Annotated in this window: 24 protein-coding genes; 13 read left to right on the top strand and 11 right to left on the bottom strand. The window is 71.3% G+C overall.

From position 1 onward, the window contains the following. Positions 1–92: 92 nt before the first annotated feature. From ACFVJQ_RS28125 to ACFVJQ_RS28115, 3 genes are read left to right on the top strand one after another with little or no spacing between them, the layout of a single operon-like run. Complete coding sequence (locus tag ACFVJQ_RS28125) at positions 93–1,769, top strand: FAD-dependent oxidoreductase (protein ID WP_385516475.1); 1,677 nt, start codon at positions 93–95, stop codon at positions 1,767–1,769. Next, entirely contained in the window at positions 1,766–3,226 is a 1,461-nt protein-coding gene (locus ACFVJQ_RS28120) for an ATP-binding protein (RefSeq protein WP_385788092.1), read from the top strand. Before ACFVJQ_RS28125 ends, ACFVJQ_RS28120 begins: the two co-directional genes overlap by 4 nt. Further along, positions 3,223–3,573 (top strand): UBP-type zinc finger domain-containing protein, encoded by a 351-nt coding sequence (locus ACFVJQ_RS28115; protein ID WP_224736142.1) that lies wholly within the window; start codon positions 3,223–3,225, stop codon positions 3,571–3,573. The genes ACFVJQ_RS28120 and ACFVJQ_RS28115 overlap by 4 nt, the downstream gene beginning before the upstream one ends. A 27-nt stretch (positions 3,574–3,600) precedes the next feature. Here ACFVJQ_RS28115 and ACFVJQ_RS28110 read toward each other — a convergent pair whose 3' ends face one another. Genes ACFVJQ_RS28110 through ACFVJQ_RS28095 form a run of 4 tightly spaced genes read right to left on the bottom strand, consistent with a single transcriptional unit; the run spans position 3,601 to position 10,271 of the window. Then, the gene (locus ACFVJQ_RS28110) at positions 3,601–4,809 is read right to left on the bottom strand and encodes an SGNH/GDSL hydrolase family protein (protein WP_385788089.1); all 1,209 of its coding nucleotides are present in this window, start codon (positions 4,807–4,809) and stop codon (positions 3,601–3,603) included. Further along, positions 4,806–7,181 (bottom strand): glycoside hydrolase N-terminal domain-containing protein, encoded by a 2,376-nt coding sequence (locus ACFVJQ_RS28105; protein WP_385788086.1) that lies wholly within the window; start codon positions 7,179–7,181, stop codon positions 4,806–4,808. Before ACFVJQ_RS28105 ends, ACFVJQ_RS28110 begins: the two co-directional genes overlap by 4 nt. 60 nt (positions 7,182–7,241) lie before the next feature. After that, positions 7,242–9,050 carry an alpha-galactosidase D gene (locus ACFVJQ_RS28100; RefSeq protein ID WP_385788083.1) on the bottom strand — a complete coding sequence of 603 codons (1,809 nt, stop codon included), beginning with the start codon at positions 9,048–9,050 and terminating at the stop codon, positions 7,242–7,244. A gap of 24 nt (positions 9,051–9,074) precedes the next feature. After that, on the bottom strand, positions 9,075–10,271 hold the full coding sequence (locus ACFVJQ_RS28095) for an ROK family protein (protein WP_385788080.1): 1,197 nt from the start codon (positions 10,269–10,271) through the stop codon (positions 9,075–9,077). Positions 10,272–10,484: 213 nt separating this feature from the next. Here ACFVJQ_RS28095 and ACFVJQ_RS28090 point away from each other — a divergent pair, with 213 nt between their 5' ends. The 8 genes from ACFVJQ_RS28090 to ACFVJQ_RS28055 all read left to right on the top strand — a co-directional run bounded on the left by ACFVJQ_RS28090 (position 10,485) and on the right by ACFVJQ_RS28055 (position 19,108). Then, positions 10,485–11,789, top strand: coding sequence for a CAP domain-containing protein (locus ACFVJQ_RS28090; RefSeq protein ID WP_385516468.1), 1,305 nt, complete (start codon positions 10,485–10,487; stop codon positions 11,787–11,789). A gap of 64 nt (positions 11,790–11,853) precedes the next feature. Beyond that, positions 11,854–12,531: an AIM24 family protein gene (locus ACFVJQ_RS28085; RefSeq protein WP_385788076.1), complete on the top strand. Its 678-nt coding sequence runs from the start codon at positions 11,854–11,856 to the stop codon at positions 12,529–12,531. Between the two features lie 182 nt (positions 12,532–12,713). After that, positions 12,714–13,766 (top strand): tetratricopeptide repeat protein, encoded by a 1,053-nt coding sequence (locus ACFVJQ_RS28080; protein ID WP_385788073.1) that lies wholly within the window; start codon positions 12,714–12,716, stop codon positions 13,764–13,766. Next, the gene (locus ACFVJQ_RS28075; protein ID WP_385788069.1) at positions 13,763–14,800 is read left to right on the top strand and encodes a polyprenyl synthetase family protein; all 1,038 of its coding nucleotides are present in this window, start codon (positions 13,763–13,765) and stop codon (positions 14,798–14,800) included. Before ACFVJQ_RS28080 ends, ACFVJQ_RS28075 begins: the two co-directional genes overlap by 4 nt. Before the next feature lie 110 nt (positions 14,801–14,910). Further along, complete coding sequence (locus ACFVJQ_RS28070; RefSeq protein WP_385516461.1) at positions 14,911–15,870, top strand: threonine/serine dehydratase; 960 nt, start codon at positions 14,911–14,913, stop codon at positions 15,868–15,870. Positions 15,871–15,980: 110 nt separating this feature from the next. Then, positions 15,981–17,594, top strand: coding sequence for a serine/threonine protein kinase (locus ACFVJQ_RS28065; RefSeq protein WP_385788066.1), 1,614 nt, complete (start codon positions 15,981–15,983; stop codon positions 17,592–17,594). A 41-nt stretch (positions 17,595–17,635) separates the two neighbouring features. Next, the gene (locus ACFVJQ_RS28060; RefSeq protein WP_385788063.1) at positions 17,636–18,607 is read left to right on the top strand and encodes an LLM class F420-dependent oxidoreductase; all 972 of its coding nucleotides are present in this window, start codon (positions 17,636–17,638) and stop codon (positions 18,605–18,607) included. Positions 18,608–18,667: 60 nt separating this feature from the next. Continuing rightward, positions 18,668–19,108 (top strand): SsgA family sporulation/cell division regulator, encoded by a 441-nt coding sequence (locus ACFVJQ_RS28055; protein WP_385788060.1) that lies wholly within the window; start codon positions 18,668–18,670, stop codon positions 19,106–19,108. A gap of 34 nt (positions 19,109–19,142) precedes the next feature. Here the strand turns inward: ACFVJQ_RS28055 and ACFVJQ_RS28050 are convergent, their stop codons facing one another. Continuing rightward, on the bottom strand, positions 19,143–19,640 hold the full coding sequence (locus ACFVJQ_RS28050; protein WP_385788057.1) for a DUF6328 family protein: 498 nt from the start codon (positions 19,638–19,640) through the stop codon (positions 19,143–19,145). Positions 19,641–19,758: 118 nt separating this feature from the next. Beyond that, complete coding sequence (locus ACFVJQ_RS28045; protein WP_385788055.1) at positions 19,759–20,742, bottom strand: aldo/keto reductase; 984 nt, start codon at positions 20,740–20,742, stop codon at positions 19,759–19,761. A 100-nt stretch (positions 20,743–20,842) separates the two neighbouring features. Here ACFVJQ_RS28045 and ACFVJQ_RS28040 point away from each other — a divergent pair, with 100 nt between their 5' ends. Beyond that, positions 20,843–21,328: a MarR family winged helix-turn-helix transcriptional regulator gene (locus ACFVJQ_RS28040; RefSeq protein WP_385788052.1), complete on the top strand. Its 486-nt coding sequence runs from the start codon at positions 20,843–20,845 to the stop codon at positions 21,326–21,328. Positions 21,329–21,382: 54 nt separating this feature from the next. On the opposite strand, the gene ACFVJQ_RS28035 is transcribed toward ACFVJQ_RS28040, so the two are convergent. Continuing rightward, positions 21,383–22,033, bottom strand: coding sequence for an FMN-dependent NADH-azoreductase (locus ACFVJQ_RS28035; RefSeq protein ID WP_385514917.1), 651 nt, complete (start codon positions 22,031–22,033; stop codon positions 21,383–21,385). A 159-nt stretch (positions 22,034–22,192) separates the two neighbouring features. Here ACFVJQ_RS28035 and ACFVJQ_RS28030 point away from each other — a divergent pair, with 159 nt between their 5' ends. Next, a complete protein-coding gene (locus ACFVJQ_RS28030) occupies positions 22,193–22,861 on the top strand; it encodes a nitroreductase (RefSeq protein WP_385788049.1) in 669 nt (222 codons plus the stop codon). A gap of 33 nt (positions 22,862–22,894) precedes the next feature. Here ACFVJQ_RS28030 and ACFVJQ_RS28025 read toward each other — a convergent pair whose 3' ends face one another. From ACFVJQ_RS28025 to ACFVJQ_RS28010, 4 genes are read right to left on the bottom strand one after another with little or no spacing between them, the layout of a single operon-like run. Then, the gene (locus ACFVJQ_RS28025; RefSeq protein ID WP_385514919.1) at positions 22,895–23,833 is read right to left on the bottom strand and encodes a hypothetical protein; all 939 of its coding nucleotides are present in this window, start codon (positions 23,831–23,833) and stop codon (positions 22,895–22,897) included. Next, positions 23,830–24,318 (bottom strand): hypothetical protein, encoded by a 489-nt coding sequence (locus ACFVJQ_RS28020; RefSeq protein ID WP_385514920.1) that lies wholly within the window; start codon positions 24,316–24,318, stop codon positions 23,830–23,832. The genes ACFVJQ_RS28025 and ACFVJQ_RS28020 overlap by 4 nt, the downstream gene beginning before the upstream one ends. Positions 24,319–24,321: 3 nt before the next feature. Beyond that, positions 24,322–25,545: a macrolide family glycosyltransferase gene (locus ACFVJQ_RS28015; protein ID WP_385788046.1), complete on the bottom strand. Its 1,224-nt coding sequence runs from the start codon at positions 25,543–25,545 to the stop codon at positions 24,322–24,324. Beyond that, positions 25,542–26,477, bottom strand: coding sequence for a patatin-like phospholipase family protein (locus ACFVJQ_RS28010; protein ID WP_385514922.1), 936 nt, complete (start codon positions 26,475–26,477; stop codon positions 25,542–25,544). Before ACFVJQ_RS28010 ends, ACFVJQ_RS28015 begins: the two co-directional genes overlap by 4 nt. Positions 26,478–26,530 lie beyond the last annotated feature (53 nt).

The raw sequence follows: 26,530 nt of genomic DNA, 5'->3' as shown, positions 1-26,530 counted from the left end.
AAGCGGGGCGATCGAACATACGATGGGCGGAGCCGGCGCGGTGACGAAGGGGACGCCGTGCCCTGATTCCGACCGCTCGGGGTGGGAGACGTATGGCACAGACCGCCGACACAGCGCGGACCGTCATCATGACCGTGGACGACGACCCGGGTGTCTCCCGTGCCGTCGCCCGGGACCTGAGGCGGCGCTACGGCGAGTCGTACCGGATCGTGCGCGCGGAGTCCGGCGAGTCCGCGCTCGAGGCGCTGCGGGAGCTGAAGCTGCGCGGCGACCTGGTGGCCGTGATCCTGGCCGACTACCGCATGCCGCAGATGAACGGCATCGAGTTCCTCGAACAGGCCCTGGACGTGTATCCGGGCGCGCGGCGGGTGCTGCTGACCGCGTACGCGGACACGAACGCGGCGATCGACGCGATCAACGTCGTGGATCTCGACCACTATCTGCTCAAGCCATGGGATCCTCCCGAGGAGAAGCTGTACCCGGTGCTGGACGACCTGATCCAGGCGTGGCGCTGCAGCGACTTCCGGCCCGTGCCCAGCACGAAGGTCGTCGGGCACCGCTGGTCGGCGCGCTCGTCGGACGTCCGGGAGTTCCTGGCCCGCAACCAGGTGCCGTACCGCTGGTACTCGGCCGACGAGCCGGAGGGCCGGCGGCTGCTGGCCGCCGCCGGTGCGGACGGGCAGCGGCTGCCGCTGGTGATCACCCCGGACGGCACTCCGCTGGTCGCGCCCGAGGCGCCCGAGCTCGCCGCCCGGGTGGGGCTGGCGACGACTCCGACGGCTGACTTCTACGACCTGGTCGTCATCGGCGGCGGCCCGGCCGGTCTCGGCGCGGCCGTGTACGGGGCCTCGGAAGGGCTGCGGACGGTGCTCGTGGAGCGGTCCGCGACCGGCGGGCAGGCCGGCCAGAGCTCACGCATCGAGAACTACCTCGGCTTCCCCGACGGTGTGTCGGGCGCGCAGCTCACCGACCGGGCCCGGCGGCAGGCGGCGAGGTTCGGCGCCGAGATCCTCACCGCGCGCGAGGTGACCGGGCTGGAGGTCAACGGCGCCGCGCGGGTCGTACGGTTCTCCGACGGCTCGGCGATCGCCGCGCACAGCGTGATCCTGGCGACCGGTGTGTCCTACCGGGAGCTTCCCGCGCCGGGCGTGGACGAGCTGAGCGGCTGCGGGGTGTTCTACGGATCGGCGCTGACCGAGGCCGCCTCCTGCCAGGGCCACGACGTGTACATCGTGGGCGGCGCCAACTCCGCGGGGCAGGCGGCGATGTACCTGGCCCGGGGCGCCAAGTCGGTGACCCTCCTGGTGCGCGGGGAGTCGCTGTCGGCGTCGATGTCGTACTACCTGATCCAGCAGATCGAGGAGGCGCCGAACATCTCGGTGCGCTGCGGCACCGTCGTCGAGGCCGCGCACGGCTCCGACCACCTGGAGCAGCTGACGCTGCGCGACGCGGCGACCGGGCAGACCGAACTCGTCGACGCGCAGTGGCTGTTCGTGTTCATCGGCGCGGCCCCGCTGACCGACTGGCTGGACGGCACGGTGCTGCGCGACGAACGCGGGTTCATCCTGGCCGGCCCCGACCTCACGCCGGACGGGCGGCCGCCCGCGGACTGGGAGCTGGACCGGCCGCCGTACCACCTGGAGACCAACATTCCCGGCGTGTTCGTGGCGGGCGACGCGCGCGCCGAGTCCGCCAAGCGCGTCGCGTCCGCCGTCGGAGAGGGAGCCATGGCCGTGATGCTCGTCCACCGTTACCTGGAGCAGTCATGAGCGGGCAGCTCCTGCCGTGCAACCCCCAGGAGATCGGTTCACTGTTCCTGTTCGAGAAGCTGAGCCCCGAACAACTCGGACGGCTGTGCGCCGGGGGACGCGTGGAGGGGTTCGAACCCGGTCCGGTGTACACCGAGGGTGAGCCCGCCACCTGCTTCTACGTGATGATCGAGGGCACGGTCGTGCTGTCCCGGCGGGTCGGCGCCGACGACGTCGAGGTCACCCGGACCTCCCAGCCCGGGGTGTACGCCGGGGCCATGCAGGCGTATCTCGGCGACCGGGTGCGGCAGGTCTACAACAACTCGATGCGCGTGACGGAGCCGACACGGTTCTTCGTGGTGCCCGCGGACACGTTCGCGAGCATCATGCGGGAATGGTTCCCCATGGCGGTCCATCTCCTGGAGGGGCTGTTCTTCGGCTCGAAGAACACCCAGCGGATGATCGGGCAGCGGGAACGGCTGCTGGCGCTCGGCTCGTTGTCCGCCGGGCTCACCCACGAACTCAACAACCCCGCCGCGGCGGCCGTACGGGCGACCTCGACGCTGCGCGAGCGGGTGGCGAAGATGCGGCACAAGCTCAGCATCATCGCCTCGGGCCCGTTTCCGCGCGAACAGCTGGCGCACCTCATCGAGATCCAGGACCGCACGGCCGAACTGGTCGCCAAGGCACCGACACTGAGCCCGCTGGAGGCGGCGGACCGCGAGGACGCCCTCACCGACTGGCTCGACGACCACGGCATCCCGGACGGCTGGCGGCTCGCGCCCACCTTCGTGCAGGCCGGACTGGACATCGACTGGCTGGACCAGGTCGCGGCGGCCGTCGACGAGGAGATCCTCCCCGGAGCGGTCGGGTGGCTCAACTACACGGTCGAGACCGAGCTGCTGATGGACGAGATCGAGGACTCCACCACCCGCATCTCCCACCTCGTGGACGCGGCGAAGCAGTACTCGCAGCTCGACCGCGCCCCGTACCGGATGGCCGACGTGCACGAACTCCTCGACAGCACGCTGCTGATGCTGTCGGGAAAGATCGGACAGCAGATCAAGGTCGTCAAGGACTACGATCATACGCTCCCGAAGGTCCCCGCCTACCCGGCGGAGCTCAACCAGGTGTGGACCAACCTGATCGACAACGCGGTCTCCGCCATCAACAGCGCAGGCGGCGACGGGACGTTGACGGTGCGGACGGCGCTCGACCACGACCGGATGCTGGTGGAGTTCCGCGACACGGGGCCCGGGGTGCCGCCGGAGATCCGGAACCGTATCTTCGACCCCTTCTTCACCACCAAGCCGGTGGGCGAGGGCACCGGGCTCGGCCTGGACATCTCCTGGCGGATCGTCGTCAACAAGCACCACGGCAGCCTCCAGGTCGAGTCGGTGCCGGGCGACACGCGTTTCCAGGTGCTCCTTCCGCTCACCGCCACGGACGACGAAACGGCCCCCGAGGAGTCGGCATGACCAGTGACACCGGAATCGACCCGACCGTCCCGCCCAGCGGCACGGGCTGCGCGGAGTGCGACGAGGTCGGCGGGTGGTGGTTCCACCTGCGGCGCTGTGCCCAGTGCGGCCACATCGGCTGCTGCGACTCCTCTCCCGCCAAGCACGCCACCGCGCACTACGAGGCCACCGGGCACCCCGTGATGCGGAGCTTCGAGCCGGGCGAGGAGTGGTTCTGGAACTTCGCGACGAAGGAGATGTACGAGTCCGGCCCCGACCTGGCCCCGCCGGAGAGCCACCCCCTGGACCAGCCGGCGCCGGGTCCGGCGGGGCGGGTTCCGGCGGACTGGGCGAGGACGCTGCGCTGAGCGGGGCAGCCGACGGCCGTCCGTGAACTACCCGGATGCGCAGTCCAGGCTCTCGATGTCGACGGCGTCGGCGAGCGCCTGCATCCCCTTGTCGTTGGGGTGCAGGTGGTCGCCGTTGTCGAAGAACGGAAGGATGCGCTCGGGGTCGTAGGGGTTGCGCAGGATGCGGTCGAAGTCGGTGACCGCGTCGAACTCCCCGCTGTTCCGTATGAAGGCGTTGACCTCCTGACGTACGGCTTCGGCGGCCGGATCCCATTCGGACCAGCCCTTGAAGGGCCCGACGGTGGCGCCGACGACACACTTGCCCGCCGCGTGCGCCCGGTCGACGATCTCGCGGTAGCCGGCGATGAGATCCTCGGCGGTCACGCCGGTGTGGGCCTTGATGTCGTTGACGCCCTCGAAGAGGAACACGGTCCGGACGCCGGGGTGGGACAGGACGTCGCGGTCCAGCCGGTTGAGGGCGCTCTGCCCGGCGCCGTCGGCCAGGACCTTGTTGCCGGAGATCCCTTCGTTGGCCACGCCCTTGACGGTCGTACCGGTCGCGGCACGGAGTCGGCGGGCGAGGTAGTCGGGCCAGCGGCGGTTCAGGTCGGTGCTGGACTGCCAGCCGTCCGTGATGGAGTCGCCGAGCGCGACGACCGCGCCGGTCGACGCGCTCGTCCGGACGGTGACGGCGTCGAGGTAGAACCAGGAGCCCACGGTGTCCGTCCAGTTGGTGGCGCCCTCCTCCGCGGTGCGGTCGCCCTGGGCCGCGTACGACGTCTGCATGGCCATCCAGTGGCCGGTCGCCGGTCCCGCCGCGTCCGGACTGTGCAGGCTGATCACCAGGTCCGTCGCCGCGGGCAGCCGGCCGGGCAGCGGGTCGCTGTAGGCGGTGGCGCCCGCGGGGACGGTGACGGAGCGCGCGCCGTCGAAGGTCAGCCGCCGGTTGCTGCCGGGTACCAGTTCGGCGCCCGTCCGCCGCACACCGGCGTAGACGCTGTCGAAGGTCACCGGCCGGTCGCCGAAGGCGTTGGAGAGCCGGATGCGCAGGTCGTCGCCGCCGACGCTGGTGCGTACGACGAGCCGGTAGCTACGGTCGGGGATCCCGTCGCCCATGCGGTCGGCACTGGCGCCCCAGGTGATGACGTCGTGCCTGGCCGTCGCCGCCTGCGCCGACGTCGGCGTGCCCTGGAGGGCGAGGGCGACGGCCAGGACCGCGATCAGGCGGCCCGGTCGGGCGAACCGGGCGGTCATCGGACGAAGTCCCGGAGCGTGACGGACTCGCCGGGTTCGAGCGTGACCGTGTGGTGGACGCCCGCGTACGCCACGGTCGTGGTCCGGCCGCCGACGCTGCGGATCCGGGCCGAGGTCGGTTTCCCGTCCCGCCAGTCGAGGTCCACGACGAAGCCGCCTCGTGCGGCGACGCCCGTGACGTGACCGGACGCGGCCCAGGCGTCGGGGAGGGCGGGGAGGAGTTCCAGGTGGCCGGGGCGGGAGTGGAGGAGCATCTCGATCATGGCGGCCGGGGTGCCGAAGTTGGCGTCGATCTGAAAGATGCCGCGGCCCTGTTCCACCTCGTAGATGTCGAAGAGGTTGAACGCGGTGCCGTTGCTGCCGCCGGTCGACGGGCGGAGGTTGTTGACGATGAGCTGGTAGGCCCTGTCCGCGTTCTTCAGACGGGCCCAGCACAGGCTGCGCCAGGCGTTCGCCCAGCCGAAGCTCTCCATGCCGCGGGCGGTGAGCTGGGCGGTGGCGCCGTCGACGATGTCCTTCGGGGTGGAGCCGTCGGGGCGGATGCGGTCACCGGGGAACAGCCCGACCAGTCCGGACAGGTGCCGGTGGGTCGTCTCGCCCAGGTTGTCCGGCGACATCCACTCCTCGAGCCAGCCCGTCTTCGGACTCACCTGCGGCAGGTAGAGCTTCCTGCGCAGGCCGGCGATCGTGTCGGCATAGCCGGTGTCCTTCTTCAACTCGGCGGACGCGGCGCAGAAGTTGCCGAACAGCGACCACACCAGCTCCTGGGCGTAGGTGATGCCCTTGGCGTCGAGCGGGCCGTGCTCGGGCGACCAGTCGCTGTCGGCGATGAGCACCTCCGTCGAGGTGCCGGGGAGCGTTGTGGTGAGCAGCCGAGCCTCCCAGAACTCGCAGGCGCCCTTCAGGAGTGGGTAGATCCTCGCCAGGTGCTCCCGCGACTGGGTGTACTCGTAGTGCTCGTACAGGCTGTTGCAGAGCCAGGCGTTGCCCGCCGGGTGCCACCACCAGCCGTTGCCGCCGTAGGGGTTGGTGGAGATGGCGACGGTCCAGCCAGCGATCTTGCCGGTGGAGTTGCGGTAGCGGTTGCGCGGGTCGTTGAACAGGGTCTGGGTGAGCCTCGTCCAGGACGGGAGCTGGTCGACGCAGTAGTCGGTGAAGGCGTCGAAGCACTGGGACAGGCCCGCGCGGTCGGCCATCCAGTAGTTCATCTGGATGTTGATGTCGGTGTGATAGTCGCCCATCCAGTCCGGGTCGTTGCCGTCCAGCCACAGGCCCTGGAGGTTGAGGGGCAGGCTGCCGCGCGAGCCGGAGATCATCAGGTAGCGGCCGAACTGGAGGTAGGCAGCCTCCAGTTCGGGGTCGGGCATGCCGTCGCGGGCGCGGGCCTTGAGGCGTTCCCAGGTGTCCAGCTCGCGCTGGGCGGCCGTGGAGGCGCCGAGCGAGAGGCCGAACTGGTCATAAAGGGCACGGTAGTCGGCGACGTGCGTGCGCAGCAGGGTGTCGGCCGAGTGCCGGGCGGCGTTGCGGACCTTCGTGCGGGCCAGTTGCTCGGGGTCGAGGGACGGGTTGCGGTAGTTCGCCGCCGCGTCGGGCGCGTAATTTGTGCCGCCGCTGACCACCACCGTGAGGTTCCTGCACCCGGAGAAGTCGATCCGTGTGCCGTTCACGGCGACCTTGCCGCCGGCGCCGTAGGCCTTGACGGCGGCGCCGTAGCGTAGCCCGTTGACCAGGGAGGCTCCGAACGACTCGGCTTGCGAAGGCTTTTCGCCGTGTGTGCCGCCGAGGGTGACGGAGCCGGTGTACCGGCCGCCGCCGCTCTGCGTGAAGTGCAGGACGATCACGTCGTCGGGCCGGCTGGCGAAGATCTGCCGGCTGTAGGTGACGCCGGAGCGGACGTAGGAGCTGGTGACCAGGCCCTGGGAGAGGTCTAGGGTACGGCGGTAGCCGGAGACGGCGGACAGGTCGTGGTCGGGGATGTCGACCGTCAGCCGGGCGAGCAGGGTGAAGGAGCCGAAGTCGGCGCGGCTGTAGGGGAACTGGCCGTCCGCGTCCAGGGTGTCGTTGAGGCCGCCGGTCCACATGGTGGCGTCGGTGATGAGCAGCAGTTCGCGGCCGGGATCGTTGCTCGCGAGGGCGCCGAGGCGGCCGTTGCCGACCGGCAGGCCCTGTTCGATCAGCGAGCCCTCGTCGCTGGGGGCCTGCCACCACAGTTCGTTGCGGGCCGAACCGGTGAGGAGCGGCGAGGTTGCCGGGCGCTGCGGGGCTGCGGAGGCGGTGAAGGCGGGCAGGCCGCCGAGAGCGGCGGCGAGCGAGCCCGTCGTGGCGAGGGAGAGCAGGGTTCTTCTGCTGGGGTCGGGAGAGCGCGGGTTCATGTGCGGCTCCGGAGAACGTCGGGGCGGGGCCCGGCGCAGGGCCGGGCCCCCGGGGGAGGGTCAGGAGGAGGACTTCGGTACGTCGACCCGATCGATGTCCGGCGCATAGCCCGAACCGCTGTCGAAGGTGATCGTGTTGGTGCCCGCCTTGAGCGTCACGGGTACGTAGACGCTGTTCACCGTCCCCCAGTCGCCGGTGGACGGGAACTTGTGACGGGTGGCGCCGCCGCCATTGGCGGAGACGTCGGCCGAGCGGGAGTCGCCGCTGATGTAGGCGACCTTGATCTGGTAGGTGCCGGCCTTGTCGACGACGACGTTGTTGAGGGTGAGCTTGCCGCCGAGGTAAAGGTTGCCGACCTTGCGGCCGTCGGAGCAGGCGGAGCAGTCGGCGACCGAGGCGTTGCCGCTCAGGGTGTTTGCCGAGGCCTCGGCCTCGTAGGCGGTGGAGGTCAGGGCGGTGCCGCGCGGCGTGACGGTGAACAGGCGGGAGCCGTGGGCGGGCAGCGCCTGAGTGACCTTGTTGGTGTAGGTGCCGAGGTTCTCCTTGTTCCACAGGTCGCGCACCGAGGCCTTGCCGGTGAAGCCGAGGGTGGCCCAGTTCGCGCTCACCGAGGCCGGGGAGTCGGCCAGGTTGAACAGCGCGACCGTGTACGTCCCATTGGGGTTCTTCGCCGCCCACACCTGCTGCGGGTCGGACGGGGTGACCGGCTTCGCGGGCGGGGTGTTGCCCTGGTTGATCGCGATGACCTCGCGGTTGGTCAGCAGGGAGAGGCCGTAGGAGTCCAGCTTGGTGAGGTCGTCGCCGGTGTAGAGCGGGGACTTGGCGATCGCCCACAGGGTGGCATAGCTCTGCCGTTCGGCCTTGGTGAGGCCGTCCATCTCGCCGTTGCCGACGTTGAGGGTGTCGAGGTCGTTCCAGCCGCCGGGGCCGGCGTGCCGAGTCCAGGCCGGCGTGTCGTCCCAGCGGTCGTCGACGGAGTTCTCCCAGGTGACGAGGGTGTTGCAGTAGCACTCGACGTCGGTGTCGATGCGCCAGCCGTTGGAGTACTTCTTCCAGTCCTCGGCGTGTCCGATGTCCAGGGACCAGGACAGCTCCAGGTGGATCGGACGTCCGGTCGTGGCGATCGCCTTCTGCCAGGCGGCCACGTCGGCGACGTTGTTGTACTGGTCGCCGCTCTTGAAGGAGCCGGGGCCGACGCCGTCGAGCTTCAGGAAGTCGTAGCCCCAGTCGGCGAACAGCTGCGCCTGGGAGTCGATGTACTTCTGCGCGCAGGGGCCGGAGAAGTCGATCTTGTACGCGCTGTCCCAGCCGTTGGTGGTGCGCAGGTCGTCGTACACGATGTCGGCGGTGGTGCAGCCCTCGGCGTTCCGGATCGGTGTCTTGCCGTCGTTGTACGCCTCCTTCTCCAGACCGACGGGGAGGTAGATGCCGGCCTTGAGACCCTTGGCGTGGATGTCGTCGGCGACCGCCTTCATGCCCCTGGGGAAGCGGTCCGGGTCGGCCTTCTGACGGCCGTACTCGTCGAACCCGGGCTTCCAGGCCTGGTCGCGCCACCAACCGGCGTCGATGTTGACGTACTCGTAGCCGTACGGCTTCAGCTTCTTGGCGAGGGCGTCGGCCTGCTTCAGGACGTTCGCCTCGGTGAGGTAGCTGTAGTCGCCGTCCGGGTTGAGTCCCGGGTACTTGGACGACTGCATGCTCCAACTCGACCAGCCCATGTAGGGCTTGGCCGCGAGCGCCGGGCCGGCGTCGGTGTCCGGGGTCGCGTGCGCGGCCGGGGCGGCCGTCGCGAGGGCCGCGGTGACGGCCAGGACGACCACGGCTCTCAGACCGCGTTCGGGCAGGACGGAGTACGAGGATGACCGCATGGGTCGTGCCTCCTGGGGGTCGGTTCAGCTGCGAGTGGGGTAGGGCTGGTTCCGGTCCGTGGTGATGAAGCTCTGGATGGCGGTGGCCGCGGCGCCGCGGGCCCATTCCTCGAAGGGCAGCGGGCGGGTCCGTACGTCGCACCGGGCGGCGGAGCCGAACGCGGCCGCGGCGAAGGCGTCGCGGATCTGCTCGGCGAACAGGTCGTAGGCGGCCAGCCCCTCACCGGAGATGATCACCAGCTCGGGTCCGAGGAGGTTGGCCACCGTGGCGATGCCACGGCCGATCGCCTCCCCCGCGCGCGCGTACACCGCGCGGGCCCCGGCATCGCCGCGGTGGGCGAGGGCCAGTGCCTGCGCCGAGTCGGCGACCTGCACGCCGGTCGCCTCCCTGATCCCGGCGAGGATCGCCGTGTCCCCCGCGATCGCCTCCACGCAGCCCCGGTTGCCGCAGTGGCAGGGCGGCCCTGCCGGGTCGACGGCCACATGGCCGATCTCACCGGCCACACCGTGCGCGCCGGCGACCACCTGACCGTGCACGACCAGACCGCAGCCGATGCCCGCGCCGACGGTCACCACGGCGAAGTCCGACAGCCCCACTCCGGCCCCGAACCACTGCTCGGCGACGGTCAGGGCACGTACGTCGTTGTCGACGGTGACCGGCAACCCGGTCGTCATGGCGGCGAGTTCGGCGAGCGGCACGTCCCGCCACTCCAGGAAGGGCGAGTAACGGACGGTTCCTGCGGCCCGGTCGACGTCACCGGAGACGGCGAGGCCGAGGCCGAGGACCGGTACCCCGAAGCCGTCCGCCTCGGTGAGCAGTTCCCGTACCAGGTCCGCGATCGCCGCCAGCACCGGCTCGGGGGCACGGTCGGGCAGCGGCACGTGCCAGGCGACGCGGATGCGGCAGCACAGGTCCGTGAGGACGCCGATGAGTTCGTCGCCGGTCACCTTGACGCCGATGAACAGGGCCCGACCGCCTTCCACCCGCACCGGGTTCGCGGGCCGGCCGAGCGCGCGACGGGCCTCTTCGTCCGTGTCCTCGACCAGGTATCCGGCCTCGATCAGCGGCCGGACCGCCTTGGTCACCGCCGCCGCGGACAGCCCGGTCCGCTCGGCCATCTCCGAGCGGGTGAGAGGGCCGTGGGACAGGACGGTGGTGAAGATCTGCGAAGCGGCGGGCGTGGCGGCCGGGAACGTCTCGGCGGGAGAGGTCGAGCGCATGGCCGAGAACCTAGGGGCCTTATTTTCTACTGTCAATGAAAGAAGCAGAACTCGTCGGAGCATCGACGAGAAGAGCATTTACTCTTCAAATACGAGGCAAAATTAACGACATGTCGAATGATCTAAGGTGAGCAGCCTGTCGGGAACCGTCGTCCGACGATGGACGTTGTCCGAGCAACCCCACCAGACCTCGGCCTACAACAGGGCGGCACCATGAGCGAGTTGGTCCCCGGGGGCAATCTGCCCCTTCCGGGGGGCGCCCTGACCGTGCGGGTTCCCGGTCCCTTCGACGTGTCGGCACTCATCACGGACGACGGCGGCAAGGTCAGGGGCGACGGTGACTTCGTCTTCTACAACCAGCCGGCCGCCCCGGGAGCCCGGCTGCGCGGCGACACGCTCACCGTCGATCCGCCGCGGCTGCGCGCCGGGGCCACCCGGGTCACCGTGGTCGTCAGCCCCGCCGACCCCGGCACTGAGCTGGGCCGACTGCCCGCGCCCACGCTGTACGTCACGGATCCGGCCGGCCGCACGCTGGCCCGGTTCGCTCCTGCGCGCCCCGGCCAGGAGACCGTCCTGCTGCTCGCCGAGATATACCGGCGCGGTGCGGGCTGGAAGCTGCGAGCGCTCGGGCAGGGGTACTCCGACGGACTGGCGGGCCTGGCCCGCGACTTCGGTGTCGACGTGCTGGACGACACGCCACCCCACCCCGGACCACCCTCCGGCCCGGTGCGCGACGCCCCCGACCCGGACGGATTCCTCAGCCTGGTCAACTCCGCCCGCGCCCGCGTGGGTTCCCCGCCCGTCTCCCCGGACCCCCGCCTGACCACCGCGGCCCGTGAACACGCCGCGGCCATGGCGGCGGCGGGACGGCTCGGCGTGGAGAGCCGGGACGGCGTCTCGGTCCACCAGCGCGTCACCGCCGCCGGGTACGCGTACATCACCGTCGGCGAGCATCTCGTCTCCGGACCGCGCACGCCGGCGGAGTTCGTGGACTACTGCCTGCGCACGGACGGACCCAGCCGCACGCTGCACGACCCGGCCTTCATCCACACCGGCCTGGCGTACGTGGGCGGCGGCCGCTCCGGGGACACGTACTGGACCGCCCTGTGGGCCAGGCCCCTCACCCCGGCCGATCTGACCCGCACGGCGGCCGAGGTCGTCGAGCTCACCAACCGTGAACGCACCCGGGCCGGTCTGCCGCCGCTGACCGTCGACCCCGTGCTGACCACGGCCGCACAGGCGCACAGTGCGGACATGGTGACCCGGGACTTCTACTCCCACACCGCGCCCGACGGGAGCCAGCCCTGGGACCGGGCCGCCGCCGCGGGGTCCACCCGGCGCTCGATCGGCGAGAACATCGCCTGCGGTCAGCGCTCCCCCGCCGAAGTCGTGACCGGCTGGATGAACAGCCCCGGCCATCGCGCCAACATCCTCAAGCCCGGCTTCACCCACATCGGGATCGGCTTCGCCGGCGGCGGCCGGGCGGGGACGTACTGGACCCAGCTCTTCGGCGCATGACGACACACCACCCCGACCGGCCCGCGACCTTGGCGAAACCACATCCTCCGGACAGGATGCCCCCATGAAGGGTGACCTCTTTTCCAGCGAGCACATGGTGCAGCCGGCCACGGCGCCGGGCATGACTGTCGAGAACGCCAAGTGCATCAGATACGCGGTCGACAGCGAGATGTTCGCCCGCCAGGGCGCGATGATCGCCTACCGCGGCAACCTCGCGTTCGAGCGCAAGGGCCAGGGCGTGGGCGGCATGCTCAAGCGCGCGGTCACCGGCGAAGGGCTGCCCCTTATGGCGGTGCGCGGACAGGGCGAGGCCTGGTTCGCGCACGAGGCGCAGAACTGCTTCATCGTCGAGGTCGAGCCCGGCGACGAGTTCACCGTCAACGGCCGCAACGTCCTGTGCTTCGACGCCTCGTTGGCGTACCGGATCGCCACGGTGAAGGGCGCGGGGATCACCGGCGGCGGCCTGTTCAACAGCGTCTTCACGGGGCACGGCAGGCTCGGGCTGGTGTGTGACGGCAACCCGCTGGTCATCCCGGTCTCGGCGCAGTACCCGGTGTACGTCGACACGGACGCGGTGGTCGGCTGGTCCGCGGGGCTGCAGACCTCGCTGCACCGTTCCCAGTCCATCGGCTCGATGCTGCGCGGCGGTTCCGGGGAGGCCGTCCAGCTGATGCTGCAGGGCGAGGGGTACGTCGTGGTGCGACCGAGCGAAGCGACACCGCCCAAGGCGCAGCAGCACTGAGCGCCACTGACGTGATCTGCGCCTCACGGGCAACTTCGCCGCACGCGCCGACGTCTTGATCCACAGCAGGTGAGGCCCTGGCCCTCTCCGGGGGGCCAGGGCTTCTTTCCAAGGCGCTATACACGCCATGTATACACACAGTGTAGAGATGGTGTGTACAGCCGTGACGGCGAAGGGCATCCATGTACGGCAAGGCAGTCGCCCCGGAGTATCAGGGCGCACTCACCACCCTGTCCGTGAACTCCTCACTGGTCGACGTACTGGCCACCGGCACCGAGCAGTTGAGGGCCGCGGAACGGGCCGGGCAGCCGGGCGAAGTGGCCCGCTGCGGCCTCGCGGTCGCCGAGGCGCACCGGCGGCTGGGACAGGTGCGGGACGCGGACCGGGCATGGAAGGCGAGTTACCGCGCGGCCCGGGACGCCGGGGACACCGCCGCGATGGCCTGGGCGCTGTGGAGCGGCGGGACCCTGGCCCGGCAGCGCGGCGCGTTCGCCCTGGCCCGGCGGCTGCTGGGGCTCGCGGCCGAACTCGGTGAGCGGGGCGGCGACATCGTGGTGCGTGGTTACTCGCTGGCGGGCCTGGCCGAGACCGGCCGCATCCAGGGCGACTACGAGGCCGTCGGCAGGCTGCACGAGCAGCTTCTGGCGGAGGCCCGCAGGCGCGGCGAGGCGCGGCACACCGTGTGGGCGCTGGAGGGCATCGCGCAGATGCACCGCAACTCCGGTGCCTACGACCGGGCGTACGCCCTGTTCGAGGAGGCGGCACAGATCGCCGCGCGCGCCGACGACCGGCGCGGCCACGCCTGGGCACTGCGCGGACTCGCCGACGTCGTCTCCGTGCGGGACGGCGACACGGAGCGGGCGCTGGCCCTGCTGTCCGAGGCGGAGACGACCTGCCGCGCGATGAACCTGACGAGTGCGCTGGCGTACAACCACAAGATGCGCGGCAACGTCCACTACCGCGCCGGGCGGTACACCGAGGCCCGGGACCTGTACGAGCAGGCACTCGCCGAGTTCCGCGCCATGAGCGAACCGCGCGGGGAGGCGCTCGCCCGGCTGGGCCTGGCCAAGTCCCTGGCCCGGCTGGGCCGCGACCGCACCGAGACCGCGGCCGAACTGGCCGACCTGGCCCGGACGTTGGAGCGGATCGGGCTGCGGCATGCGCGGGAGATGGTGGCCCGGGCCGAGGAGGAGCTCGGTCTCGACACGCGCCGGGCGCTGGAGGCCGTACGGTGACGGCGCTGCACACGGCCGTCCAGGCGCCCGCCTCGGCTCCCGAAGTCCTCGTCCGCTGCCGGGAGTTGGTGCGGCCGGCACTGCAGGAGGCCGTCGGGCGGATGCATCCGTGGGTCGGCGAGATGGCCGCGTACTCCTTCGGCTGGTGCGAGGTGGGCGGCACTCCGGCCGGCGCACCGGGCGGCAAGGGGGTCCGGCAGGCCCTGGCCGTGCTCGGCGCCGAGGCCGCGGGCGCACCCGGGCTGTGCGGGGTGCCCGCGGCGGTCGCGGTGGAGCTGGTGCACGCCTTCTCGCTGCTGCACGACGACATCATGGACGGCGACGCGACCCGGCGCCGCCGCCCCGCGGTATGGAAGGCGTACGGCACGGGCCCCGCGGTCCTCGCGGGCGACGCGCTGTTCGCGCTGGCCGTCGAGACGCTCGCCGGGGCACCGGCCGGCCCGGACGCCCTGCGTCTGCTGTCCGGGGCGCTGGGCGATCTGGTGCGCGGCCAGGCCGACGACCTGCTGTTCGCCGAGCGGCCCTGGAGCGGTCCGCGGCGCGTGCGGCCCGCGGAGTACCGGGCGATGGCCGAGCACAAGACGGGCTCACTGCTCGGCGGCGCACTCGCCCTGGGTGCCCTCCTCGGCGGCGCGCCACCGGCCGCGGTGGCCACCCTCGACCGCGCCGGACGGCAGCTGGGCATCGCCTTCCAGGTCCTGGACGACGTGCTGGGCATCTGGGGCGACCCGGCCGTCACCGGCAAGCCGGTGCTCGCCGACCTGCGGGAGCGCAGGAAGACGTTCCCGGTGCTGCTCGCCCTGCAGTCCCCCGATCCGGCCGCCGCCCGCCTCGCCGCGCTGCTGGAATCGGCCGGGGACCCGGCCGAGGCGGCCGCGCTGATCGCCGAGGCGGGCGGCCGTACCTCAGCGCTGGCCGAGGCGCACCGGCACATCGCCGCAGCCGACGCGGCCCTCACGGGCATACCGCTTCAGCCGCGGGCCGTCGCCGAGCTGCGGGCGCTGCTGGACTTCCTGGTACGGCGCGATCTGTAGCAGGAGCCGTCCGGTCACCGAAACGCTGTTGACCAGCGGCCCCGGCCGCGTCAGGGTTCAGAACGGCGCGGCCCCACCACCGACGCTGCCGCGCCGGAAGGGTGAGCTCCTTGATCGGCATCTCGGACATCGAAGCCGCCGCCGAGCGGATCGCCGGACATGTCATTCACACCCCCACGGTGCCGAGCCCCGGCCTGTCCGGACTGCTCGGCGTCCCGGTGACCGCGAAACTGGAACTCCTGCAACGCACCGGCTCCTTCAAGGCGCGCGGGGCGGCGGCCAAGCTGCTGTCGCTGAGCGAGGCCGAGCGGGCCGCCGGCGTCGTGGCGGTCAGCGGCGGCAACCACGGGATCGCCCTCGCGGTCATGGCGGCCGCCCTCGACGTGAAGGCGACGGTGGTCATGCCGCGCTCGGCGCCCGCACGGGCGGTCGAGATCGCCCGCGACACCGGTGCGACGGTGCGCCTGACCGACGATATGGGCGGCGCGTTCAGCCTCGTGACCGAGCTGCGGGACGAGGGCCTGACGCTGGTGCACCCCTTCGACGACCCCGTGGTCGTCGCCGGACAGGGCACCGTGGGGCTGGAGTTCGCCGACGACGCGGACGAGGTCACCGACGTGCTGGTCAGCGTCGGGGGCGGCGGGCTGATCTCCGGTGTGGCGGCGGCCCTGCGCGCACGCCGCCCCGAGGTGCGGATCTGGGGCGTGGAGACCGAGGGCGCCGAGGCCATGTCCGAGGCACTGGCGGCGGGCGGCCCGGTGCCGGTCGCGCTGTCGTCGATCTCGTCCACGCTCAGCGCTCCGGCGGTCTCACAGCTGACGTACGACCATGTGTCCGCCCTGGTCACCGATGTCCTCGTGGTCCCCGACCGGGACGCCGTACGGGGCTGTCTGGACCTCGCCGAACACGCCAAGGTGTGGACGGAACCGGCCGCCGGCTGTCTGCTGCCCGCCGCCCGCCGGGTCGTGGAACGGATCGGCGACGGCTGCCGGCTCGGTCTGGTGGTGTGCGGGGGCAATGCGTCGACCGCGGACGTGATGACCTGGGCGGGCCGCTTCGGGCTTCTTTGACGCATCGTCAAAAGTTCCGGCCGGCGCAAATATGCGCCCGCCGCGTTGAACGCCTGCCGTCGCGCCCCGCGTACCAGTGGCCAAGGTGAGAGCCAGGCGTTCAACGAGGGATGACCATGGGCAAGGCGTACGTCTCCGCACACGAGTTGGTAGCCGGAAGGTACCGGCTCCTCGAGGCCGTCCATCGCGAAGCCAACCGGGTGTGCTGGTACGGGGAGGACGTCGAGGCCGGGCGGCCCTGTCTGGTGACACAGGTCGGGCTGCCGGACGAGCCCGGCGCCGAGAGGGCGCGCCGGACGGTCGGCCGCATCATGCGCACATCGGAGACGATGGGGCGACTGTGCCCCGGCCGGGTCGCGCCCGTCGTCGACGCCGTGGAGGAGGCGGGCGCGCTGTGGACGGTCACCGAGTGGGTGGGCGGCACGCCGCTCGGTGAACTCCTCACCGAGCAGGGCCCGTTCAACTATGTGCGGGCGGCGCGGATCGGGCTGGAGCTGCTCGAGGTGCTGGAAGCGGCGCACGGTCATGGCATCACACACGGCGAGCTGAGCCCCGGGCAGGTGTTCGTCCGCGAGGAGGGCCCGGTCGTCGTGGCGGGCTTCGGACTGGCCGGCGCGACGCTGGCACCGCGGCTCGCTGCACCCTCGTACGCCTCCCCCGAACAGGCCCGTGACGAGCGGATCGGCCCGGCGGCCGATCTGTGGGCGCTCGGCGCGATCCTCTACACCATGGTCGAGGGGCGCCCGCCGTTCCGGGACCGGGACCGGCCCGAGGCCACGCTGAAGGGCGTGGACCGGCTCCCGCTGCGCACACCGCAGCGCGCCGGACCCCTCACCCAGGCCGTGCAGGGGCTGCTGCGCAAGGACTCCCGGGAGCGGCTGACCCGGCCGGTGGTGCGCGAGGCCCTCACCCGGGTGGTGAACGAGGACCCCGACGCGGCCCTGCCGACGGCGCCGACGCCCCGTCTGCGCCGCGCTTACGCCGCCGCCCGCGAGGCCGCCGGACCGGGGTGGAGCAGACGAACCATGCTCGCCGGAACGGCGCTCGCCGTCGTCACCGTCACCGTCGCCGTCCTCGCGGTGACCCGCGACCTGCCCGGCGACGACACCTCCGCGTCCGGGGCACAGCCCAGTCCCCCCACCTCGGCCGCGCCCTCGCAGACGGACCGCCCGTCCGCGCCGTCGACACCGGCGCCGACCCCGACCCCGACGGCACCGCCCACCACCGCGACCCCGTCGGCCCCGGCGACGGCCCTCCCGCAGGGTTTCCGCCGTTACGACTCGCCCGAGGGCTTCTCCATCGCCCTCCCGGACGGCTGGCAGCCGCTGCGCACCAGCCGCGCGTCCGACCTGGCGTACCGCGTGGTCCTCGGCGCGCCGGACGACCCGCGCACGCTCGCGGTGACCTACAGCGAACGCGTGGGCGACGACCCGGTCGCCGTCTGGCGCGACGACGTCGAACCGGATCTGAAGCAGCAGGCCGACGACTACCGGCGGATCGGCGAGATCCAGGCGACGACCTACCAGGAGCGCGAGGCCGCCGACATGCAGTGGGTCGCCGAGGCCGACGGCACTGTGGTGCGCACCTTCGGACGCGGCTTCCTCATCGGAGCCGGCCGCGGCTACTCGCTGCGCTGGACCACGCCCGCCGACGACTGGGCGGACGCCGAGAACCAGCAGGCCCTGGACACCTTCCTGCGGACCTTCCGGACGCCCTCGGACTGAGCCCCCCGTTTCTGCCGACCCGACGCGGAAACTCGCCCTTCATGGTGCAAATCGGATACACGATGATGACCGAACAGGCCGGCCCCCGTGAGCTCGTCGACCATGTGGTGCGCGCCGAGGAGGCGGGCTTCGACTTCTCGGTGACCTCGGACCACTACTTTCCGTGGCTGCGCTCGCAGGGTCACTCCCCGTACGCGTGGAGTGTGCTGGGCGCGGCGGCGCAGGCGACGTCCCGCATCCCGCTGATGACGTACGTGACGTGCCCGACCTTCCGCTACCACCCGGCGGTGGTCGCGCAGAAGGCGGCGACCGTGCAGCTGTTGTCGCAGGGCCGGTTCCGGCTCGGCCTCGGGTCGGGTGAGAACCTCAACGAGCATGTGGTGGGCGGCGGTTGGCCGTCCGTGGACGTGCGGCACGAGATGCTCGAGGAAGCGGTCCACATCATCCGGGAGCTCTTCGCGGGCGGCCATGTGACCCATCGCGGCACGCACTTCGACGTGGAATCGGCCCGGCTCTGGGACCTGCCCGACGAGCCGCCGCCCATCGGCATCGCCGTCTCCGGAGAACGTTCCTGCGCGCTGGCCGGCAGGCTCGCCGACCTGGTCATCGCGACGGAACCGAAGCCGGGGCTGCTGGACGCCTTCGACCGGCACGGCGGTGCGGGCAAGCCGCGCGTGGGCCAGCTGCCCGTCTGCTACGACCCTGGCCGCAACACGGCGGTGAAGCGGGCACATGCGCAGTTCCGCTGGTTCGGCAGCGGCTGGAAGGTGAATTCGGAGCTGCCGCACCCGGACTCCTTCGAGTCGGCCACCCAGTTCGTCACACCGGACGACGTCGCCGACTCGATCCCCTGCGGTGACGACCCGGAGGACTTCGTCGCAGCCGTACGCCCGTACGCCGAGGCCGGGTTCACCGAGATCGCCCTGGTGCAGATCGGCGGCGAGTCGCAGCCGGACTACCTGGACTGGTCGGCGAAGACCCTGCTGCCCGCACTGCGCGACGCCCTTGACTGAGCATCACGCGTACAACGGGGTACCTGGGCTCTCCAGGACCGCTCTCCTCGGAGGCCCCTCGTGAACCCCTACGTGCACAGGACTCTGGTCATGCAACTGCAGGCGGGCGCCACAGACCGCTTCCCCGTGCTCGCCCACCTGAGCTACGACGCGGACGACCCGTTCGCCGTCACCGTGGTGTTCAGTCACGACGGCCAGGTGCTCGCCCGGTGGCGGCTGGACCGGGAGATGCTCCGGGACGGGCTGCGCCGGCCGGTCGGAACGGGCGACGTGCGGTTCCGTCCGGTGTCGACGGGGGCGTGGGAGGAACTGCGGATGGAGTTCTTCGGCGCCGCCCGGCCGGACGGCGGACGGCACCACGCGGTGGTGTTCGCCTGGGCCCCGGCGGTCGAGGCGTTCCTGCGCCGGACCCATGACGTGGTCGCGCCCGGTCAGGAGCGCTTCCGCGTCGACGACTTCCTGGCGGAGGTCATCGCCGAGGCGGAGCGGGGCGGTGGCTGAGCAGCCCCGGTCGGTGCCACCGCCTCGCTGTCCGTCACCGGCTCGTATGGTGGTGCCGCGTCCACAGCGGCAGGGCGTACCAGCACAGCAGGTACCACACGAGCACAGCGGTGACCAGCCACGGCACATAGGGGTTGTGGGTCGCCACCCTCAGGATGAGCAGCAGCGAGCAGGTCATGGTGGCGAGCAGCAGGACCAGCCCCACGAAGGTCAGCCGGGACGCCCACGTCACCGCCTGCGGTTTCACCCTTCGGCCGGAGACAAGGCGGTGCAGGGAGACCGGTCCGATCAGTGCGCCGGTCGCTGCGGCGCCCAGGACGACGGTCACGATGTAGATCGTCTGGTCCGTGTCCTCCAGGGTCCGGTACGTGGGGGTGAACACGACGGTGAGCAGGAAACCGAACAGAATCTGCACGCCCATCTGCGCAACGCGGACCTCCTGGATGAGCTCCCCCCACATGCGGTCGGCTCTCTCCTCCTCGGTCTCGTTGCGCCCCCTGGGCCTGCTCGGACTGCCTTCCGTGATCGACACTGTTCCTCCCGGTGCGAACGACCGACGTCCTTCCCACCCGGGTTCCCCGTGCGCGCCAGAAGTGTCCGGGCAACCGACGGTCCGCCGTGCGGTCACCCGGACACCCGCCGGACAGCGGCTACCAGCGGCCCTCCACCTGGTCCTTGATCCGCCGGTCGTAGAGGTCCTGGATCGCGGTGAGCGTGGCGTCGGGCAGGGCGGGCAGCCTGGCGGCGGCCGCGTTGGCGCGGGCCTGCTCCGGTGAGCGGGCCCCGGGGATCACCGTGGTCACGCCGGGCTGCTGGACGATCCAGCGCAGTGCCAGTTGGGCCGGGGTGTATCCGTCGGGGACGAGGGCGGCGAACTCGGCGGCGGCCTCGACGCCGGTGGCGTAGTCGACGCCGGAGAAGGTCTCGCCCTGGTCGAAGGACTCGCCGTGCCGGTTGAAGGTGCGGTGGTCGTTCTCGGGGAAGACGGTGTCCTTGGTGTACTTGCCCGACAGCAGGCCCGAGGCCAGCGGCACCCGGGCGATGATGCCGACGCCGGCCTCGCGGGCGGCCGGGAGCACCTCGCGCAGGGGCTTCATGCGAAACGGGTTGAGGATGATCTGCACGCTCGCCACGTTCGGGCGGGAGATCGCGGTCAGTGCCTCGGCGCAGGTCTCCACGCTGACGCCGTACGCGGCGATGCGCTCCTCCTCGACGAGGGTGTCCAGGGCGTCGAAGACCTCGTCCGAGGAGTAGAGGGGGGTGGGCGGGCAGTGCAGCTGGACCAGGTCGATGCGGTCCACGCCGAGGTTGCGCCGGGACCGGTCGTTCCAGGCGCGGAAGTTGTCGAGGACGTAGTTCTCGGGGATCTGGTCGACGCGGCGGCCCATCTTGGTCGCGACCAGCACGTGCAGATCCGGCCGGCTGCTCAGGAGCGTGGCGATGGTCTGCTCGCTGCGTCCGTCGCCGTAGACGTCGGCGGTGTCGAAGAAGGTCACTCCCGACTCCGCCGCGGCCTCCAGTACTGCGAGGGCTTCCTTGTCGTCGACGTCGCCCCAGTCGGCACCCAACTGCCAGGTGCCGAGGCCGACGACGGACGCATGCTGACCCGACCTGCCGAATTCACGTTCATCCATGGCGTCAGTCTGTCACCCGGCACACCCGCGCAGCTGACGTCACCGCACTTGGTTTCAACCGATACCGTATCGAATGAACAGATAGCTGTAGTGTGACCTCATGACCGCCGACGTCCCTCGCCGAACCACCGCCTCGAGTGCGACCGACCGCCCCGGGGATGCATCGCCTTTCGCGCTCGGGTTACTGCTGCGCCGGGCACACTGGCGCGCGGCCACGGTGATGACGGAGGCGCTCCGGCCGCTCGGCATCGAGTTGCGGCATTTCGCCGTGCTGATCGAACTGGTCAACCACGGACCCACGATGCAGCGAGACCTGGCGACGGTGACAGGGTCGGACAAGGCGGGAATCATGCGGGTCGTGGACGACCTGGAGCGCAGGGGGCTGGCCGTACGCAAGGCCGTTCCCGGGGACCGGCGGGCGCGGGCGGTGGAGATCACGCCTCAGGGACGCGAGCTTTTCGATGCAGCTCATGTGGCGGCGGAGCCGCTGGCTGAGCGTCTGGTTGCCGAACTGGGGCCGGGCGAGGCCGAGCAGCTGACGGATCTGCTGACCCGGTTCGCCCATCCCGCAGGCGGTGAGGCGTAAGCGCGCCCGCGCGACGGTTGCCTGTCGCGCGGGCGCGCTTGCGCCTCATGCGGCTTACGCGGCGAGACGCTCCGCGAGCTCCTTGGCCTTGGTGGCCGCGTCCTCGAAGGCGCGCTCGCGGGAGGCCTTGTAGAGGGGGACCAGTTCGGACATGGCCGGGTTGCGGGGGGCCAGGGTGAGTTCCGGGACGATGAAGTCGACGTCCAGGCCGAGCATGCCCTCGAGGACGGCCTCCAGGTAGTTCTGCACGTACTCGTAGGGCTCCTTCGGTGTGCCGGGCGCGTAGGAGCCGCCGCGGCTGGCGACGACGGTGACCGGGGTGCCCTTGGCAGAGGGGTTCTCGCCCGAGGTGCGGCCGACCATGATCACGTTGTCCAGCCACGCCTTGAGGGTCGACGGGATCGAGTAGTTGTACATGGGGGCGCCGATCAGGACGGCGTCCGCCTGCTCCAGCTCCTCGATGAGCCGCACCCGCGCGGCGAACGCGGCGGACTGCTCCGGGGTGTGCTCGGACGGGGCGGCGAAACCGGCGGACCAGGCGTCGGCGGTGATGTGCGGGACAGGGTCGGCGGCGAGGTCGCGGTAGATCACCGCGCCCTCGGTGTGCTGCTCCTCCCAGGCCTTACGGAAGGCGTCCGCGACCGATCGGGACGAGGACGCCCCGCCGGGGAACACGGACGAGTCGATGTGCAGCAGCGTGGCCATGGGCTTTCTCCAAAGAGCGGTGCCCCGGGCGGGGAACCAAGGGCTGGGGATTCGCACTCGACGATAGTTAAGCACGAGATGGTATTGAGTGATACTATCGCAGATGAAACGAAAACAAGAAGGGGAGGGGCGCGTTGAGCAGATGGGAGTTAGGCGATCATGGACGTTTATGAGGCGGTCACGAGCCGACGGGCAGTGCGCGGATTCACCGACCGACGTGTTCCGAGGGAGACGCTGGAGCGCGTGCTGTCCGCCGCGGCCTGGGCGCCGTCCGCATCGAACATCCAGCCGTGGCACGCCTACGTGCTGACCGGCGCGCCGCTGGCCGAACTCAAGAAGCTCGTCGGCGAGCGCCTGGCCGCAGGCGACCCCTGGGACGAGCCGGAGTACGAGCAGTACCCGCCCGCACTGAAGTCCCCCTACTGCGAGCGCCGATCCGCCTTCGGCGCTCAGCGCTACGGCGCACTCGGTATTGCGCGCGAGGACCTGGAGGCGCGCCAGAGGGCCGCGTCCGCGAACTGGGACTGTTTCGGCGCACCCGCCGCCCTGTTCTGCTACATCGACCGTGGCATGGGCCCGGCCCAATGGTCCGACGTCGGCATGTATCTGCAGACCGTCATGCTGCTGCTCCGCGGCGAAGGGCTGCACAGTTGCCCGCAGATGGCGTGGGCGAAGTACCGCAGGACCGTCGCGGAGGTCCTGTCACCCCCGGACGATCTCATCCTCTTCTGTGGCATGTCGATCGGGTTCGAGGACGTCACGGTGGATCATGCCCGTACAGGCCGGGCGCCGCTCGACGAGACGGTCACGTTCGTCGACGGTTACTGACACCGCCCGCCCTCAGCCGACGTGGCGAGACCCTTACAGCAACGGGTCGTCCGTCGCCGCCGTCGCGCCGTGGCGGGCGCGGATGAGCGCGATCACGGTGTCGGTGGTGCGGTCGAGGTAGCTGCGGCCGTCGGGCAGCCGGGCCTCCCGACTGATGTAGCTGCGCGGTCCGAGGTGAGTGGCCGGGTCGAGCCGATGCACGGTGATCTTCCCGGCGCGGCGGGCGCGGTTCCATCCGCTGCGGCGGAACAGCCGCCACCGCTGAGGGAACATCCAGGTGCCGACCCACTCGATCCGGTCACTCGCACTGGTGAGTTGGTGCACATGCTCGGCTTGAGTGACGTCGTTGGCGCCGTTGTGGAACCCACCGAGTGTGATCACCATGAGCGGGCAGCGCAGCAGCGTGTGCAGTTCGTCGACCGCGCCCGTGGCGACCTGGGCGCCGCCGCTGTAGCTGAGCAGCACCACCGGGATACCGCTGTCGGGCTGGTAGCCGGCGAGCCGGAGCTGCGTGGCGATCTGGGAGCCGACGGCCCGGTTGTACAGGGGCCGGTACCGGTGGTCGGCGGCGACGAAGATCTGCATGACGTTGTGCAGGAACAGCAGCAGCCCGATGTGACGGCGCAGCCACCCCCACACCGGCCGATCGGCGAGCGGGTCGGCCAGCGGCGAGTAGGGCTGCACCTGACCCAGCACCCGCAGCTCCGGCGCTCCGGCGATCACGGCCTTGACCAGCTGGCCGCCGTCCCGGGTGTCGCGGAAGCGGCGTTTGCCGATGCCGTCCAGGTAGACCAGGTAGGCATCCGGGGGACTGTCAGGGGCCGCACCCCGGGCATAGGGCAAGCCCTCCGGGAGCTCGGTGACAGGAGCCCGCCAGCCGGCGCTGTAGGCCAGGACCTCGTAGCGGGCCAGCAGTCCTTCGGCGAGCAGAACCGGCCCCAGCGCGCAGACCCAGAGCAGGAAATCATTCATGCGATCGACTCCGGTACCCGGGCCGCACTGATCCTCACGACCAGGCGGCGAACACCCTCCACAGCAACACCAAGACCAGCCCCGGCAACGGCCACGCAACCGGCGGCGCCCCACCAGCCGAGCCCGGTCGCCGCCCCGAGCGGGCCGGCCAGACTGGCCCCGACGCCCACAAGGAGCAGCAGGTGGAGCAGGGGCCCGAGCAACGGGAAGGCAAGGACGGCAGCGAGCACCAACGGGGCGACCAGGCCCGGCGTCCACTCCAACCCGGTGCCTGGCGGTGGGGAGGACAGCACCAGCTCGGCCAGGGTCCACGCGGTCAGCGGCCACAGCGCGAACACGGCACCCTCGACGAGACCGGCGGGCAGCAGCAACCCGGCCACGAACGTCCGGGACATGCCAGGCCGGCGCGCTACCAGCGGGAGGATGCGCCCGGCGGCCTCCGACAGCCCGGCGAACAGCAGCAGGACAACGACGAGGGGGGACATCGCTCAGCCTCGCTGTGACGGATCGACGGGAGCCGACCGACGGACCGAACCGGCCGCTTGCAGGTACCGCTCGAGTTCGTCGGCGGCGCGCTGATATCCCCCCGCCTCGTGCTGGGCGACCTTCAGGGTGGCCGCGGCTGCCCGGAACCCGGGGTCGTGCAGCAGGCGCCGGGCGAGGGCACGCACGGAGCCCCTGGCGACGTCCTGGGTACGGATCGACAGGCCGGCGCCGAGCTCGACGACCCGCCGGGCCACCATCGGCTGGTCGGCGCCCTGCGGGACCACCAACATCGGAACCCCGGCATGCATGGCCTCGTTGACGCTGTTCATCCCGCCATGGGTGATGAACAGCGCCGCGCGGGCCAGCACCTCCGGTTGCGGCACGAAGCGGCGGGTGAGCACGTTGGCCGGCAACGGACCCAGTGCGTCGGGATCGGTCTGCCCGGTGGAGACGATCACGGTGCCGCCCAGCGGGGCGAGCTCGGTGGCGAAAGTGCGCAGCAGCTGCGGGTCGGCGTTGAACACCGTGCCCAGCGAGGCGTACAGCACCGGGTCCTGGAGCCGGTCGGCCGGGAACGACGGGTCGACCGGCCGGGCGCCGATGCTCGGGCCGACGAACCGGTAGGACTGGTCGAAGTCCTCGACGGCGGGCTGGAACTCCCGCGACGTGTAGACCAGGTTGAGCGGCTGGCGGATGTTCGCCAGATCGAGCAGGGGCAGCCCACCCGTGTCGAAGCGTCGGCGCAGCTCCCAGCGGGACCGCAGATAGCCCTGGACGCTGCGGGGCCGGGCCGCAGCCGCGGCCAGCAGCTCCCAGGAGCCGCGGGTGGGGCTGGGGACATGCCGGTTGAAGGCGAAGGTGGTGAACGACGAGGCCGCCGGAACGCCGAGTTCGCGGGCGGCGACCGCGCCCCACAAACAGGCGTTGTCGTGGACGATCAGGTCGGGCCGGACGCGGCGCAGGTCGGCGAGCACGGCGGGCAGCAAGCCGACGGCGGTGCGCGCGAGCCCCTCCATCAGCGTGACCGGCGTCGGCGGATCGGGAAGCGGCTGGTCGCCCCCGGGGTAGAGGCACACGGTCGCGCCGGCGGCCTCGATCTCCGCACGGAACGCGGGCGAGGTGTGGTACGTGACGTTGTGGCCGCGCCGGACGAGCTCGGCCACGACCGGCAGCGTCGGGTTGACGTGCCCGTGCATGCCGATGTTGAGGAACGCGATGGTACTCACAGGTCGGTCTCCGATAGGGAAGAAGTCGACGCCTCGCCCGGGCCGGCGGATGTCGCCGAAGGGCCGTGAAGCCGATACAGGCCCGGCCCACTGATACGCAGCCCGTCGAGAAAGCGCCCCGCCGTGAGCTCCGCGGTGCTGATCAGCCGCTGGGAATGCCCGAAGTCCCACGGGGCGGGCCAGGCCTCGATGCCGGTGGGCAGCACGACGGTCGGGATGTGCCGGGACACCTCGTGCAGGTCACGCTCGATCTGATGGTGCAACAGCAACAGCCCGGCCCTGGCGGCGATCGCACCGGCACGTCGGCGCGGGACGACCGGGCTCAACGCCGAGCTCTCCGGCCCGGTCGACAGCACCACCACGCTGGCCGCCCCGGCCTGCTGGGCCGCCAGTACCGGGACATAGGCGATCACCCCGCCGTCGACGAGCGTGCGGCCGTCACGATCCACCGGGGGCAGGATCCCAGGAATGGCGGTGCTGGCCAGCAGCGCGGACTCGAGGTCTCCCTCATCGAGCAGCGCCGGAGCGCCGGTGACCAGGTCCATGGCCACCGCGGTGAACGGGACCGCCAGCTGCTCGATCCGCGACGGCAGCCCAGCCCGGGCGATCAGTCGGCGCAGGCCGCGATCGGTGAAGACGCTGGCCCGTGAGGACAGGTAGCCGAGCGGATACACCTCACGGCGACGCAACTGGGTCCACACGTTGTCCAGCCACGGCGCGGCCCTGTCGGGGTGGGCGGCCGCGATGGCCCCGTTGAGGGCACCCACCGAGGTTCCGATGATCATGTCCGGGTGGAATCCGCGCTGCTCCAGCGCGTACCCGACACCGACATGCGCCGCGCCGAACACTCCACCGGCGCCCACCACCGCGGCCACCGGACGGGGAAGGGCGCACAAGCCCACCGATGCCGGGTCCTCCTGGTCGCGCGTCACGGTTCGAGGCCGCCTCTCATGGCCACGACCACTCGCCGAGTGGCCCCCGCTGA

Source organism: Streptomyces sp. NPDC127197 (assembly GCF_042672405.1).
Lineage (GTDB): Bacteria > Actinomycetota > Actinomycetes > Streptomycetales > Streptomycetaceae > Streptomyces > Streptomyces flavusporus.
The sequence above is the reverse complement of the archived record's forward strand: the minus strand, read 5'-3'. Positions and strand labels throughout refer to the sequence as shown.